The 14,112-nt window shown below is 73.7% G+C and carries 11 protein-coding genes; 5 read left to right on the top strand and 6 right to left on the bottom strand.

Features of this window, described 5'->3' with window-relative positions; all coding sequences use genetic code 11:
* The 3 genes from ACWEVO_RS12710 to ACWEVO_RS12700 all read left to right on the top strand — a co-directional run.
* The coding region (locus tag ACWEVO_RS12710) for a lytic transglycosylase domain-containing protein (protein WP_452307683.1) at window positions 1–554 on the top strand (554 nt) is incomplete at its 5' end.
* A gap of 72 nt (window positions 555–626) precedes the next feature.
* The gene (locus ACWEVO_RS12705; protein ID WP_452307684.1) at window positions 627–1,643 is read left to right on the top strand and encodes a GNAT family N-acetyltransferase; all 1,017 of its coding nucleotides are present in this window, start codon (window positions 627–629) and stop codon (window positions 1,641–1,643) included.
* A gap of 95 nt (window positions 1,644–1,738) precedes the next feature.
* Window positions 1,739–4,990 (top strand): lamin tail domain-containing protein, encoded by a 3,252-nt coding sequence (locus tag ACWEVO_RS12700; protein ID WP_452307682.1) that lies wholly within the window; start codon window positions 1,739–1,741, stop codon window positions 4,988–4,990.
* Window positions 4,991–5,046: 56 nt separating this feature from the next.
* Here ACWEVO_RS12700 and ACWEVO_RS12695 read toward each other — a convergent pair whose 3' ends face one another.
* The 6 genes from ACWEVO_RS12695 to ACWEVO_RS12670 form a co-directional block, all read right to left on the bottom strand.
* Entirely contained in the window at window positions 5,047–5,556 is a 510-nt protein-coding gene (locus tag ACWEVO_RS12695; protein ID WP_452307681.1) for a helix-turn-helix domain-containing protein, read from the bottom strand.
* A gap of 380 nt (window positions 5,557–5,936) precedes the next feature.
* Complete coding sequence (gene hemB / locus ACWEVO_RS12690) at window positions 5,937–6,920, bottom strand: porphobilinogen synthase (protein ID WP_452307680.1); 984 nt, start codon at window positions 6,918–6,920, stop codon at window positions 5,937–5,939.
* A 17-nt stretch (window positions 6,921–6,937) separates the two neighbouring features.
* On the bottom strand, window positions 6,938–8,518 hold the full coding sequence (locus ACWEVO_RS12685; RefSeq protein ID WP_452307679.1) for a uroporphyrinogen-III synthase: 1,581 nt from the start codon (window positions 8,516–8,518) through the stop codon (window positions 6,938–6,940).
* Window positions 8,515–9,483: a hydroxymethylbilane synthase gene (hemC, locus tag ACWEVO_RS12680; protein WP_452307678.1), complete on the bottom strand. Its 969-nt coding sequence runs from the start codon at window positions 9,481–9,483 to the stop codon at window positions 8,515–8,517. Before hemC ends, ACWEVO_RS12685 begins: the two co-directional genes overlap by 4 nt.
* On the bottom strand, window positions 9,480–10,862 hold the full coding sequence (locus tag ACWEVO_RS12675; protein WP_452307677.1) for a glutamyl-tRNA reductase: 1,383 nt from the start codon (window positions 10,860–10,862) through the stop codon (window positions 9,480–9,482). Before ACWEVO_RS12675 ends, hemC begins: the two co-directional genes overlap by 4 nt.
* Window positions 10,859–11,629, bottom strand: coding sequence for a redox-sensing transcriptional repressor Rex (locus ACWEVO_RS12670; RefSeq protein WP_452307676.1), 771 nt, complete (start codon window positions 11,627–11,629; stop codon window positions 10,859–10,861). Before ACWEVO_RS12670 ends, ACWEVO_RS12675 begins: the two co-directional genes overlap by 4 nt.
* Window positions 11,630–12,018: 389 nt before the next feature.
* On the opposite strand from ACWEVO_RS12670, the gene ACWEVO_RS12665 reads away from it, so the two are divergent.
* Window positions 12,019–13,323 carry a sensor histidine kinase gene (locus ACWEVO_RS12665; protein WP_452307675.1) on the top strand — a complete coding sequence of 435 codons (1,305 nt, stop codon included), beginning with the start codon at window positions 12,019–12,021 and terminating at the stop codon, window positions 13,321–13,323.
* Window positions 13,324–13,400: 77 nt separating this feature from the next.
* Complete coding sequence (locus tag ACWEVO_RS12660; RefSeq protein WP_452307674.1) at window positions 13,401–14,060, top strand: response regulator transcription factor; 660 nt, start codon at window positions 13,401–13,403, stop codon at window positions 14,058–14,060.
* Window positions 14,061–14,112 lie beyond the last annotated feature (52 nt).

Below are 14,112 nucleotides of genomic sequence, written 5' to 3'. Positions count from 1 at the left end.
GTCCATGGTCATCCCCGCGTAGCCGGACTCGCGCAGTTCCTCCGCCGCCGCGTGCAGGATGGCCCGTTCCAGTTCTGCTCCCCGGCGCCTCGTGGCGGAGCTGCCAGCTCAGCTGGACGACGTTGGCCGCGATCGGATACGTCGAGTCCCGGCACGGCGCGGCCAACGGCGCCACGCTCCGGCCGGACGGCGTGTCGACACCGGAGATCATCGGGCCCCCGCTCAACGGGCAGGGCGGCACGTCCCGGATCCCGGACAGCGACCGGGGCCAACTCGACCACGACACCGTCTGGGACCACGCGATCGGCCCGATGCAGTTCATCCCCGGCACCTGGCAGTCGGTCGGTGCGGACGGCGACAACGACGGCGCGCGGAACCCGCACGACCTCGACGACGCCGCCCTGGCCGCCGGCAACTACCTGTGCCAGGGCGGCCGGAACATGAGCATCGCGGGCGACTGGTGGGGCGCCATCCTCTCCTACAACGATGTACGCCGGTACGCCCAGGACGTCTTCGACAAGGCCAACGAGTACGGCCGATTGAGCCGTACGTGACGTGACCGGCCGGACACATTCGAGAACTGAGCCCTTCCCCCCGGCAGCGGTTGACGGCAAGCTAGACGGGTGATGGTGCGCGAGTGGGACCCTCGGACCGCGTCGTCCGCCGAGATCGCGTCGCTGCTGGACACGCTGAACGCGGTCCTGGCGGCCGACCTGCCGCAGGATCCGCCGTGGCGGGAGAGCTCCATGCGGGAGTACCTCTCCGAGGTGATGCCCGGTGAGCGGCGGATCGCCTGGATCGCCCAGGCCGATCCGGCCCCGGACGGCACCCCGGGCCCGATCCTGGGCCACGTCAACGTGCTGCTCCTCGGCGGGATCGGGGTGCTGGAGGTGCTGGTCCACCCGACGGCCCGGCGCACCGGGCTGGGCCGGGAGCTGGTGCGGGTGGCCGCCCGCCGGGTCTGGGACGAGGGCTTCCAGTCGATCGGCGTCGAGGTGGTCGGCGACACCCCGGCCCTGGCGTTCTACGAGTCGCTCGGCTTCACCCGGGAGTACGTGGAGACCCGCAGCGTGCTCGATCTGGGCGCGGTCGACTGGCCGGCGCTGACCGAGACGGCCGGTGGCGTCGGCGCCGGCTACCACCTGGAGTTCTGCCCGGGCGGCCTGCCGGACGACCTGCTCTCGGCGTACGCGCGGGCCAAGGCCGAGGTGCGCGACGTCGACGACGGCGAGCTGCGCCCCAGCTCGTACGATCCGCAGCGGCTCCGGGACAGCCTCGACACGCTGCACCGGCGGGGCATGAAGCCGTACATCGTGCTGGCCCTGCACGAGCAGACCGGCGAGGTGGCCGGGCTGACCGAGGTGGTGGTGCCGGCGCAGCACCCGACCCGGGCCGACCAGTACGACACCATCGTCGTCCGTGACCACCGCGGCTACGGCATCGACCGGGCCATCAAGGCCCGGATGCTGTTGGAGCTGCGCTCGGCCGAGCCGCAGCTGACCGAGGTGCAGACCTGGAACGCGCAGGCCAACGAGGCGATGCTGAAGGTCAACGCGGAGCTGGGCTACCGCCCCGACCGTGACTGGTGCGAATACGGCGTGGACGTCGGTGAGCTGGTGCATCGGCTGGACCCGCACCGCTGAAGGGAGTTCACCAAACGGCTGCCCGGGGGATGGACGCCGGACCGGAAGTGCCCTTAACGTGCGTTTGTTCCGTGTCCACCCATCGTGGAGGCTCCATGCGCCCGCGCCGCTCACTCGCCGCGCTCGCGACCACCGCCGCCGTATCCCTGACGGCGGTCGGACTCGCACCCCCCGCGGCCAGCGCCGCGTCCACCGACCTGTTCATCTCCGAGTACGTCGAGGGCTCGTCCAACAACAAGGCGATCGAGCTCTACAACGGCACCGGCGCCCCGGTCGACCTGACCGCCGCCGGCTACCAGCTCCAGTTCTATTTCAACGGCGCCACCACGTCGACGAACGTCCCGCTGACCGGCACCGTCGCCGCCGGTGACGTCTTCGTCTTCGCCGCCTCCTCGGCCGCGCCCGCGATCCTCGCCCAGGCCGACCAGACGTACGGCGGTTCGCTGTACAACGGCGACGACGCGATCGTGCTGCGCAAGGGCACGACGGTGGTCGACTCGATCGGGCAGGTCGGCTTCGACCCGGGCACCGAGTGGGGCACCGGGCTCACCAGCACCGCCGACAACACGCTGCGCCGGCTCCCCTCGGTGACCTCCGGCGACACCGACCCGTCGGACGTCTTCGACCCCGCCGTGCAGTGGGTCGGCTTCGCCACCGACACCTTCGACGGCCTGGGCAGCCACAGCGTCGACTCCGGCGGCGGCCCGGTCGACCAGCCGGCCACCCTCACCTGCGGCGGCACGCTCACCGTCGAGGCCGGCGGCACCGCCACCCGGCAGGTCACCGCCACCGACGCCGACGACACGATCACCGACCTCGCGGTCACCGCGGTCAGCCCCACGCCGGCCAGCGGTTCGATCAGCCGTACCGCGTTCACCCCGGCCGCCGCAGCCGGCGGCACGGCGACCGCGACGCTGACCGCGACCGGCCTCAAGGCGGGTGCGTACGCGGTCACCGTGACCTCGACGGACGCCGACGGCGGCACCGCGACCTGCACGTTCACCGTGCAGGCCACCGCCGTGCTGTCGGTGGGCGAGGTGCAGGGCCGCGGCGCCCGGTCGCCGCTCGCCCCGGCCAGCGGCAACGGCACCAGCTCCACCCTGTACGACGTGCGCGGCGTGATCACCCAGAAGTCGCTCACCCTCAGCTCCTCCGGCGCCGAGCAGAACGGCTTCTACCTGCAGAGCCGGCTGGGCACCGAGGACGGCGACGCGCTCACCTCGGACGGCATCTACGTCTTCACGGGCACCTTCACCACGCTGATCGGCGGCTACGCGCCGACCGTCGGCGACGAGGTGGTGCTGCGTGGGCGGGTCTCGGAGTACTTCGACCAGACCCAGCTCTCCAGCACCTCGCTGGTCCGCAAGCTCGACTCCGGCCTGAACGTGGACAGCGCCGTCCGGGTGGACGACGCGATCCCGCCGGCCGACGCGGCCGGCGCCAACCAGTTCTGGGAGCGGCACGAGGGCGAGCGGATGCGGGTGCGCTCGGGCAGCGGGGTCTCCGCCCCGCGGCACATCTACGCCTCGACCGCCGACTCGGAGTTCTACGTGCTGGACCGCGAGGACCCGATCATGCAGCGGACCGACCCGTACGCCCGCCGGGTGTTCCGGGACGCGCACCCGCTGGACGACATCCCGGGCACCCTCTTCGACAACGGCAACAACCAGCGCATCCTGATCGGCGCCGGGGGCGTCAAGGCGACCGCCGGGGACGCCCGCGCGCTGCTGCCGGAGGCCCGCACGTACGACACGCTCACCGAGGACGCCTACGGCGCCGTCTCGTACGCGTTCAGCAAGTACAGCGTGCAGCCGGAGCAGCTCACCCTGACCGGTGGCGCGGACCCGTCGGAGAACAACCCGCCGCAGCCGGCGGACCGGAACGCCGAGGTCGCGGTCGCCACGTACAACCTGGAGAACCTGTACGACTACCGGGATGACCCGTTCGACGGCTGTGACTTCGCCGGCAACTCGGGCTGCGCCGGGGTCTCCCCGCCGTTCGACTACGTGCCGGCCAACGAGGCGGCCTACACCGACCGGCTGAACGTGGAGGCGCGGCAGATCATCAACGCGCTGCACAGCCCCGATCTGGTGCTGGTGCAGGAGGCCGAGGACCAGGACATCTGCACCGTCACCGCCGGCGTGCTGGTCTGCGGCGACACCAACAACGCCGACGGCGCACCGGACACCGTGCAGGAGCTGGCGGTGGCCATCGCCGCCAACGGCGGCCCGGCGTACGCGGCGGCCTACGACCGGACCGGCGCGGACGCCCGGGGCATCACCTCGGCGTTCCTCTACCGCACGGACCGGCTGACCCTGGCCGAGGCGACCGCCGGCGACCCGCTGCTGGGCACCGCCCCGACCGTGCAGTACCGCTCGGCGGGCCTGCCCTCCAACGCGGACGTGCAGAACCCGAAGGCGTTCAACGCGGTGCTGCCGTCCGACGTGGACCGCTCCACCGGGGTGGACGGCTCGAACGTCTACACCCGGGCCGCGCAGCTGGCCAAGTTCACCGTGGCGGCGGCTCCCGGGTCGAGCGAGCACTACACGCTCTGGGCGGTCAGCAACCACTACTCGTCCGGTCCGGACAGCCGGGTCGGGCAGCGGCGGGAGCAGGCCGCGTACGGGGCCGCGCTGACCCAGGCGATCGAGGCGACCGACCCGGACGCCCGGGTCATCTACGGCGGTGACCTGAACGTCTTCCCGCGCCCGGACGACCCGATCGCCACCGGGGACGACCCGACCCCGTCGGACCAGCTCGGCCCGCTGTACCGGGCCGGGATGCACAACCTCTGGGACGACCTGGTGGCGGACGCGCCGGCGGCGGCCTACTCGTACACCTTCAGCGGGCAGGCGCAGACGCTGGACAACCTCTTCGTCAACGGCAAGCTCCACGACGACCTGGTGCAGGTCCGGGCGGCGCACATCAACGCCGACTACCCGACCGACGCCGAGGGCCTGGGCGACCGGGGGGCCAGCGACCACGACCCGCAGGTGGCCCGGTTCCGCTCGCGTGCGTCGCTGAGCGTGGCCGACACCTCGGTGGTCGAGGGCAACAAGGGCGACACCACCATGACGTTCACGGTGACCGTCTCTCGGCCGCTCTCCGAGCCGGCGCTGATCTGCGCCACCACCTACGGCACCACGGCGTCGGCCGGGTCGGACTACGACACGTACGTCGGCTGCCGGACGCTGGCCGCCGGCCAGACGTCGTTGGCCTTCCCGGTGACCGTGCGCGGTGACAAGAAGGTCGAGGCGGACGAGCAGCTCAAGCTCTACGTCGCGGGCGTGCCCGGGCTCCGGCTCGCCGACCCGATCGCCGTCGGGACCATCCTGAACGACGACTGACGCGCCATCCTCGTTGCGGCCCGTCGCCCGGCTCACCAGCCGGGCGGCGGGCCGCTTCAGTAGCTCCAGCGCCACCGGCGGGGATCCGGCGGGGGCGGCGTGGCGCGGTACTTCGCCACCCGCACCTCCCACTGGCTCCGTCGCCGGCGCTCCTCGACGTGGACCGGGCACCGGTGGAACGTCTCGGGCGGGCGGGCCAGCCCGTAGATGTCGGCCCACCATTCCCCCGGCTCGGGGTCGATGATCAGCTTCAGGTGCGACGGGTAGCGACGGCCGGCGCCGTCGCGGATGCCCTCCCAGTCGTCCATCGGCTGGATCACCCGGCCGTCCTGGTCGACCAGGGCGAGATAGAGACCGGCGGCGCCGAAGATCCGTTCGAGAACACGCAGACTCGGCGTCAGCTCACCGGACTCCACGCGACCGATGGTGGAGGGCGCGACCCGGGCGAACCGTGCCATCTGGCGCTGGCCCAGCCCGACCCGGCGCCGGGCCTGACGGACCAGCCCGGCGATGGGAAAGGGGCCGATGGTCGGCCCGGTCGGTCGTGGTGCGAACACGGAAGCCATGCCCGAACCCTGACCGGCCGGGCACCGCCGCGACAACCCCTGTGGACAGCCCTGTGGACAGCACTCCGGGCAGCACCGCGCGCGCTGTCTTCGCCGGGCCGGGGCATCCCTTCGCCGCGCCTTTGCTCTGCTTCAACCGACGCAACAGTGGAGCGCTCCCAGTGTTGCGTGCGTTGAAGCAGAGCAAAGGGCACCGAGCGGGTGGTGCCGACCCCATGCGACGTGGGCGGTCGGTCCCCTGCGGTGGCGATGGTGCCGCTGGAGCGCAAGGCGTGGCGAAGGGACGCGGCGGGGGCCGCAGAGGGGAAGGCCCGGCGAAGGGTGCGCCGGCGCTGTGCGCGACCGGGCGGGGACGCGCGAGGGCGCCCCGCCGGCCGCGGTCAGTAGCGCTGGCGGAGCAGTTGGGCGGCCTCGACCGCCCAGTAGGTGAGGATGATCTGCGCGCCGGCCCGCCGGATCGAGGTGAGCGTCTCCAGCATCACCCGCTCGCGGTCGATCCAGCCGTTCGCGGCGGCCGCCTCGACCATCGCGTACTCGCCGGAGACCTGGTAGGCGGCGACCGGGACGTCCACCGCGGCCCGGACCGCGGACACCACGTCGAGGTACGGCAGGGCCGGCTTGACCATCACCAGGTCGGCGCCCTCCGCGACGTCCAGCTCCACCTCGCGCAGCGACTCGCGCAGGTTCGCCGGGTCCTGCTGGTAGCTGCGCCGGTCGCCCTCCAGCGCCGACTCGACGGCGTCCCGGAACGGGCCGAAGAAGGCGGAGGCGTACTTCACCGCGTACGCGAGCACCGAGACGTCCTGGTGCCCGGCGGCGTCCAGGGCCCGGCGGACGACGCCCACCTGGCCGTCCATCATCCCGGACGGCCCGACCATGTGGACCCCGGCGTCGGCCTGGGCGACCGCCATCCGGGCGTACGACTCCAGCGTGGCGTCGTTGTCCACCCCGCCGTCCGGGGCGAGCAGGCCGCAGTGCCCGTGCGAGGTGAACTCGTCCAGGCAGAGGTCGCTCATCACCACGGTGGCGTCGCCGACCTCGGAGATCACGTCCCGGATGGCGACGTTGAGGATGCCGTCCGGGTCGATGCCGCCGGAGCCCGTCTCGTCCCGCTGCGCCGGCACCCCGAAGAGCATGATGCCGCCCACACCGGCCTGGACCGCCTCGACGGCGGCCTTGCGCAGCGAGTCCCGGGAGTGCTGGAGCACCCCCGGGAGCGACGCCACGGCGCGCGGCTCGGCCAGCCCCTCCTTGACGAACATCGGCAGGACCAGCTCTGCCGGGTCGACGCGGGTCTCGGAGACCAGCCGCCGCACGGCCGCGTTACGGCGCAGCCGGCGGGGCCGGATCTCGGGGTACGGCATGACGAGCCTCCTGACGACTAGCGGAACCTCAGGGCGGTCGGGCCCTGCACCTTCGAGCCGCGGCGCTGCTTGGCCGGCATGGCGGCGAGCTTCTCGCGCAGCTCGACGGCGTAGGCGGCGAGCGCCTCCACCAGGTCGGGCACCGAGGCGTGCTGAGGCTGCACGTCGACCCGCAGGCCGAACTCCGTGGCGGTCTCCGCCGTCTTGGGCCCGATGACAGCAACAACGGTACGCGCGTGCGGCTTCCCGGCGATGCCGACCAGGTTCCGCACGGTCGAGGACGAGGTGAAGAGCACCGCGTCGAAGCCACCCGACTTGATCGCGTCCCGGATCTCGGCCGGCGGCGGGGCCGCCCGGACGGTCCGGTAGGCGGTCACGTCGTCGACCTCCCAGCCGCGCTCGGTGAGCCCGGCGGCGAGGGTCTCGGTCGCGATGTCGGCGCGCGGCAGCAGCACCCGGCCGACCGGGTCGAGGATCTCGTCGTGCGGCGAGAACTCGGCCAGCAGGCCCTCGGAGGACTGCTCGCCCGACGGGATCAGCTCCGGCTGGATGCCGAAGGCGCGGACCGCCTCGGCGGTCGCCTCACCGATGCAGGCGATCTTGACGCCGCCGAAGTGCCGGGCGTCGAGGCCGTGCTCGGCGAACTTCTCCCAGACCGCGCGGACCGCGTTCACCGAGGTGAAGATCACCCAGGCGTACCGGCCGTCGACCAGGCCCTTGACCGCCCGCTCCATCTGGGCCGGGGTGCGCGGCGGCTCGACCGCGATGGTCGGCACCTCGCACGGGATGGCCCCGTACGCGCGCAGCCGCGCGCTCATCGCGCCGGCCTGCTCCTTGGTCCGGGGGACGAGCACCTTCCAGCCGTACAGCGGGCGGTTCTCCCACCAGCTCAGCTTGTCCCGCTGGCCGACGCCCTCGCCGACGGTGAGCACCACCCGGCCGGTGAAGCCGAGCGCCGCCGCGACGAAGGAGTCCACGGTCGACGTGGTGGTGTACTGCGTCTCGCCGGTGCCGTCGCCGGTCACCCCGACGCCGGTGGTGCCCTCCACCCCGGCGGCCAGCAGACCGTCCCGGACGGCGGCCAGGTCGCCGGCGTCCACGGCCAGGGCCAGCGAGCCCCGGGTGACCGCGGCGGCCAGCGCGTCGAAGTCCAGCGTGCTGACGTCCTCGACGTCGGCGGCGGTCCGCACGCCCGGCAGCGGTACGCCCGCGTAGGTGGCCACGCCCTCGGCCTGCCCGATGCCCGGGACCACCTCGAAGTGCGCGGCGGTACGCGCCACCGCCTGCACCTCCTTGACCACCGAGTCGTGGCCGAACGGGTCCCCGGCGACCAGGTGCACCGCGTTCTGCCCGGCGCGGGCCGCGGAGATCAGCACCTTCGCCACGTCCCCCGGTACGCCCTCGGCGGGGCTGAACTCGGCGTCGGACCTGGCCTGGGCGCGGACGTGCTCGAGCAGCGACTCGGGGACTCCCCGGTCGTAGACCACCTGGTCGGCGTCGACCAGGGCGTCCAGCGCCCGGCGGGTCAGCAGGCCCGGGTCGCCGGGACCGGCCCCGACGAACGCGATTCGGCCTACGGGCTTACGGGTGCGGGTCATTCTGTGCTCCCAAATTGCTGGGTCCCCGGGCCGGCGTGTCCTTCTTGGCCGAGGATCGAGTCGGCGCCGAGTTCGAGGAGTTCGGCGGCGAGTGCCTTGCCGATCTCCGCCGCGTCGGCGGGCGTTCCGGTGCGGGACAGCCGGAGGTCACGGGTACCGTCCGGGCTGATCACCGCCCCGCGCAGGTAGATCTCCTCACCGGTCTCACCCTCGGCGAGTTCGCCGTAGGCGGCGACGGGCGCGCTGCACCCGGCCTCCAGGGTGGCCAGCAGTGCCCGCTCCGCGGTGACCGCGGCGCGGGACGGTGCGTGGTCGAGCACCGCGAGCAGCTCGACCAGATCCTGATCGTCGATCCGGCACTCCACCGCAAGCGCGCCCTGGGCGGGCGCGGGCAGCATCAGCATCGGATCGAGAGTCTCGGTGATCACATCGGCCCGGCCGAGCCGGTTGAGCCCGGCCCGGGCCAGCACGACGGCGTCGAGGTCGGCGTCCGGGCCGAGCACCCGGCCGAGCCGGGTGTCGACGTTGCCCCGGATCGGGCTGACCTCCAACTGCATGCCCAGCGCGTGCAACTGGGCGATGCGGCGCAGCGCGCCGGTGCCGACCCGCGCGCCGGGCGGCAGCTCGGCGAGGGTCCGGCCGTCCCGGGCGACCAGCGCGTCCCGCGGGTCCTGCCGCTGCGGCACCGCCGCGATGTGCAGGCCGGGGGCCGCCGCGGAGGGCAGGTCCTTGTACGAGTGGACGGCGAAGTCGATGGTGCGGGCGGTCAGCGCGTCCCGCAGCGCGGAGACGAAGACACCGACGCCGAGCCGGTGCACCGGCGCGGAGGAGCGGTCGCCGGCGGTCACCACCTCGACCAGTTCGACCGGGCGGCCGGTGGCCGCGGTGAGGGCCTCGGCGACGTGGCCGGACTGGGCCATCGCCAGGGCGCTGCCCCGGGTGCCGAGGCGCAGGGGGGCGGTCATCGCACACCTCCGGTGGGCGGGACGTCTGCGGCGTCGAACGACGGACGGCCCTGGACGGTGACGCCGTCGGGCTCGACCACGTCGGGAACGGTGTCGACCGGGGAGGTCTGCGGCACCTCCAGGTCGAACAGCTCGCGCAGCAGGGCGGCGTACTGGTCGCCCCCCGGCTCGGCGGCGAGCTGGCGGACCCGGACGGTCGGCTGGTGCAGCAGGCGCTGCACCACCCGGTGGACGGTACGGGCGACCTCGGCGCGCTGGTCGTCGCTGAGGTCGGGACGGCGCTGGGCGAGTCGGCGCAGCTCGGCGGTGACCACGTCGTCGGCGCGACCGCGCAGCGCGGCCACCGTGGGCGCCACGTCGGCGCCGCGCAGCCAGCTGAGGAACGCCTCGACCTCGCCGGTCACGATCCGGGTCACCTCGGCGGCGTCGGCGGCGGCCGGGCCGTCGGCGAGGATCGCGGCCATCCGGTCGATGTCGATCACCTCGACGCCGGGCAGCGCGGCCACACCCTCCTCGACGTCGCGCGGGACGGCCAGGTCGAGCAGGACCAGCGGCCCCCGCTCGGCGTCCCGCCGGGCCAGCGCCCGGGTCACCACGTCGTGGGTGAGGACGGGCTCGGTGGCGGCGGTGGCGGCCACCACGAGGTCCACCGTGGAGAGGGCGTCGACCAGTTCGGCCATCGGCACCGCGCTGGCGCCGTACGACTCGGCCAGCCGGACGGCCCGCTCGGCGCCCCGGTTGGTGACCGTGAGCGGCCCGGCGCCCCGCCGGGAGAGGGTGGCCACGCCCAGCGAGCCCATCGCGCCGGCGCCGACCACCATGGCGCGCCGGCCGGCGAGGTCGCCGTCGAGCAGCTCGGCGGCGAGGTCGAGGGCGGCGGTGACCACGCTCTGACCGGCCCGGTCGATGTTGGTCTCGGCGTGGGCCCGCTTGCCCACCCGCAGCGCCTGCTGCATCAGCTCGTGCAGCAGCCGGCCGGCGGAGTCCGCCCCGGCGGCCGAGTGGTACGCGTCGCGGAGCTGGCCGAGGATCTGCGCCTCGCCGACCACCATCGAGTCGAGCCCGGCGGCGACCCGGAAGACGTGGTCCACGGCCGCGGCGTCGTAGTGCACGTAGAGGTGGTTGGCGAGCGCCGCCGGCGGGCAGGCCGCCTGCTCGGCCAGGACGCCGCAGATGTCCCCGAGGCCGCCGTGGAACCCGGACACGGCCGCGTACACCTCCACCCGGTTGCAGGTGGAGACGAGCACGGCCTCGGCGACGTACGGCTGGGCGACCAGGCGGTCCAGGGTGCGGGTCAGGTCCGCGGGCGGGACCGCCAGCTGCTCCAGCGTCGCGACCGGGGCGGTGCGGTAGGACGCGCCGACGACGAGCAGTTTCACGTGCCGATCGCCTCCTGGTTGTCGGTGGCCGCGAGCCCGCCCGGCAGGGCGGTGAGAGCGGACCCGCCGGTGGCGGGGAGCGCGGTCAGCGACGCCTTGCGGTGCTCGTGGAAGGACAGGATCTGCAGCTCGATCGCGAGGTCGACCTTGCGCACGTCGACCCCCTCCGGAACCGAGAGTACGCACGGAGCGAAGTTGAGGATGCTCGTCACGCCGACCGCCACCAGTTGGTCGGCGACCGCCTGGGCGGCCGGCGCCGGGGTGGCGATCACGCCGATCGAGATCGACTCCTCGGCGGCGACCCGGGGCAGCTCGTCGATGTGCCGCACGACCAGGCCGTTGATCTGCTCACCGACCCGGGACGGGTCGGCGTCGAGCAGCGCGGCGATCCGGAAGCCGCGGCTGGCGAAGCCGTCGTAGCCGGCCAGGGCGTGACCGAGATTACCCACGCCGACGAGCGCGACGGCCCGCCGCTGGGTGAGCCCGAGCACGAACTCGATCTGGTCGATCAGCAGCCCGAGGTCGTAGCCGACGCCCCGGGTGCCGTACGAGCCGAGGTGGGAGAGGTCCTTGCGCAGCTTCGCCGAGTTCACCCCGGCGGCGTTGGCCAGCCCCTCGCTGGAGACCGTCTCGTGGCCGGCCTCGGCGAGCGCGTGCAGGGCACGGAGGTATTCCGGCAGCCGTGCCACGGTCGCCTCGGGCAGGTCCGGAAGCGCCGGTACGGCACCGGTGCGGCCGGGCGCGCCAGGGTGACGGTGCTGACTCATGAGACTCCGTGCGGTGCGATCCTCGACCAGCGACGGCGGCCGGTCGTTCCGGGACTCCCGCTGGCGACCGATGTTGCCGGCTGTGCTAGCAGGGCGCGTCGGAACTACAGAGTAGGCGCTTGTGAAGAGGTGCACAAATCGCGATCTTGCGAGCCCGCGACGCGCCTTCACCTGCACCTCCATCCAGACAAGATCGATACACCGGCTCCCTCGGCGCCGCTCGGCGATTATTGCTCAATCCCGACTTCTCTGACCAATCGCGCGCGCCCGGTTGCGCTGTGTCACGATGCGGGGAGGCGCGGATCACCTCCTGGGTAGGGAGAACCCCACCCCGGAGAGGCCCGCGCACGGGATGGGGCCGGACGGGTGCGGGCCCATAGCCTCGGGGCATGACCGCCGTACCGCTGGCCTCCCGGCCCACTCCCACCACACCCGTACGGGGACTGTTCCGGCAGCTCCTCCGCGACTCCGGCTACGTGCTCGTCGGCCTGCCGCTGGCGCTGGTCGGCTTCGTGGTGGCCGTGGCCGGCATCTCGCTCACCGCGGGACTGCTGGTCACCACGCTCGGCCTGCCCGTCCTCGCCGGCACCCTGTACGCGGCCCGCGCGCTGGCCGACATCGAGCGGCTCCGGCTGCCGGCCGTGCTCCGCCAGCCCCGGGTCCGGCCGGTCTACCTGGCGCCGCAGCCGAGGTCGGGCTACTGGCGCCGGATCCTGACGCCGATGCGGGACCCGCAGTCCTGGCTCGACCTGCTGCACGCCTTCGTGAAGCTGCTGGTGACCCTCCCCACCTTCGTCCTGGTGCTGGTCTGGTGGGCGGGGGGCGTCGCCGGCACCCTCTACGTCGCGTACGACTGGGCGATCCCGCGCGGCCCGGGCGACCAGGACCTCAGCGAGCTGCTCGGGATGGATGAGGGGGCCGGCCCGCGGGTCGCCTTGAACACCGCGATCGGGATCTTCTTCCTGCTCACCCTCCCGCTGCTGGCCCGGGGCTGCGCCCGGACCCAGGCCGGCCTGGCCCGCTCCCTGCTGACCGGGGTGGCCGAGATGCGCAACCGGATCAGCACCCTGGAGGACCAGAAGCGGGCCGCCGCCTCCGCCGAGGCGTCCGCACTGCGCCGGCTGGAGCGGGACATCCACGACGGGCCGCAGCAGCGGCTGGTCCGCCTCGCCATGGACCTCGGCCGGGCCCGCCAGCAGCTCGCCGCCGACCCGGAGGCGGCCCGGCGCACCCTGGACGAGGCGGTCGCCCAGACCCGGGAGACCCTCGACGAGTTGCGTGCCCTGTCCCGGGGCATCGCGCCGCCGATCCTGGTCGACCGGGGCCTGCCCAGCGCCCTGGCCGCCCTCGCCGCGCGCGCCCTGGTCCCCACCGAACTGGTGGTCGACGACGACCTGGGTACGCCCGGCGGCCGGCTCGACCCGGCGGTGGAGAACACCGCGTACTTCGTGGTGGCCGAGGCGCTGACCAACGTCTCCAAGCACAGCGCGGCCACCGAGTGCCGGGTCGAGGTGGCGCGCAAGGTCGGCCGGCTGGAGATCGCCGTCCGGGACGACGGGGTGGGCGGCGCCCACCTGGCCAAGGGGCACGGGCTGAGCGGAATCGCCGACCGGGTCCGGGCCGCCGGCGGCAGCCTGGAGGTGACCAGCCCGGCCGGCGGACCGACCCTGGTCCGGGCGGAGCTGCCCCGGTGAGCCCGGTCGACCCGCCGATCCCGCCCGGGGCGGGAGGGCCCACCGCGCCGGACGGGGACGTGGTAGACACCGGACCCATGCGGGTGGTGATCGCGGACGACGCCGTACTGCTCCGGGAGGGGCTGATCCGGCTGCTGACCGAGTCGGGGCACGAGGTGGTGGCGGCCGTGGGCGACGGCGACGCCCTGGTCGAGGCGGTGGTGACGCACCGGCCGGACGTCTCGGTGGTGGACGTCCGGATGCCACCGTCACACACCGACGAGGGGCTGCGGGCCGCCGTCGAGGCCCGCCGGCTGGTGCCCCGTACGCCGGTCCTGGTGCTCTCCCAGTACGTCGAGGTGTCGTACGCGGACGACCTGCTCGCCACCGCCGGCGGGGCCGGCGGTGGCGGGATCGGCTACCTGCTCAAGGACCGGGTGGCCGCGATCGACGAGTTCCTCGACGCGCTGAACCGGGTGGCCGCGGGCGGCACCGTGCTCGACCCGGAGGTGATCGGCCAGCTGCTGGTCCGGCGGCGGCGCGACGACCCGCTGGCCACCCTGACCCCGCGCGAACGGGAGGTGCTCGCCCTGATGGCCGAGGGCCGGTCGAACACGGCCATCGCGAGGATCCTGGTGGTCAGCGACGGCGCGGTCGAGAAGCACGTCGGCAACATCTTCACCAAGCTCGACCTCCCGCCCGACGCCGCCACCCACCACCGCCGCGTCCTCGCCGTCCTCGCCCACCTCCGCGCCTGACCCGCACGCCGGGTTGATCAAGGAGTTTGCGTCTGGACCGGGCGGATTCCAG

Source organism: Micromonospora sp. NPDC003776, from assembly GCF_053605645.1.
The sequence above is the reverse complement of the archived record's forward strand: the minus strand, read 5'-3'. Positions and strand labels throughout refer to the sequence as shown.